Consider the following 1001-nt stretch of genomic DNA (forward strand, 5'->3'; position numbering starts at 1 on the left):
CGTACGTACTGCTCTGGACCGCCACAAGTTCCGGTGGAGCCGTAATCAGGGTTTCTGGTACCTGCGGCGGAACATGAGCCGGCCCACGCGGGACCTCCACGTGCGGGATCTCACCGACGAGCTGATCCGTATCGGACGTCCCTTCCGGATGATCGAGGAGCCCGCGCAGGACATGGCTCCCGAGGCCGTCATCCCCGTGGGGGTGCCGTACCCGTCGAAGGAGGAGGCCCAGCAGGACTTCTGGAAGGTGCACGGCGCGCTGTCGGGGCTCAAGGACACTCCGGCGGGCCGACGACTGGTCGGTCGGGGCCTCACCGATCAAGGAGTGCCGACCCGGCCGGACGGGCAGGCGGTCTGGCTGGCGATGGAGGAGCTGTGCGACGGGCCAGTGGGGCGCGTTAGTGATCCGTTCACACACTCGGCCGACACGATGGTCGAGCGCAGCAACAAGCTCGCCCGCACCGTCCTGGCCCTTACCCAGAATCTGGAGGAGGAGCGCTACCGGGCCCCCGTAGTGATGGATCACTTACGCACGATGAAACAGTACGCCGTGCAATTGGCCTCGCGTATCACCGCGACCGCCCAGCAGGGAGACGACTGGCAGGCAATCTTCGGCGCCTCCGCCCTTCCGGCGGAGCAGACCGAGCGCGAGCTCTCGGAACCGGTCGGACAGGAGCCTGCCACGGCGCAAGACGGCTCTGGCCATCGCGACGTACGTGAGGATGGGCATGCGTCCGTACCGACCTCCCAGGTTGCTGGACATGAGCTGGCCCGGGTGCGGCAGCCGCAAGTCGAGATCACCGTGGCGGCCAGGAGCGCCGGGGGGCACCTGCTGATCAACGTCGCCATCCCTGCAGAGCACACCGGTACTGCCCAAGAGGTTCCCGATCTGCGCGGCGCCGACATACCGGGCCTGGCGCTGCCCGCTCATGCCGCGCTGCCCCTCCTGCAACGACCCGCGACGCGCACCGACTCACTCGTGTCCGACGAGGAGGTCGACT

The 1001-nt window shown here is 67.9% G+C and carries 1 protein-coding gene; it reads left to right on the top strand.

Translation table 11 applies throughout. The features are described 5' to 3' along the window. Nucleotides 1-100: 100 nt before the first annotated feature. Nucleotides 101-1001 (top strand): hypothetical protein (locus ACWGJ2_RS40395; RefSeq protein ID WP_453351412.1); only part of this gene is annotated, 901 nt, incomplete at its 3' end.

Source organism: Streptomyces sp. NPDC054796 (genome assembly GCF_053611545.1).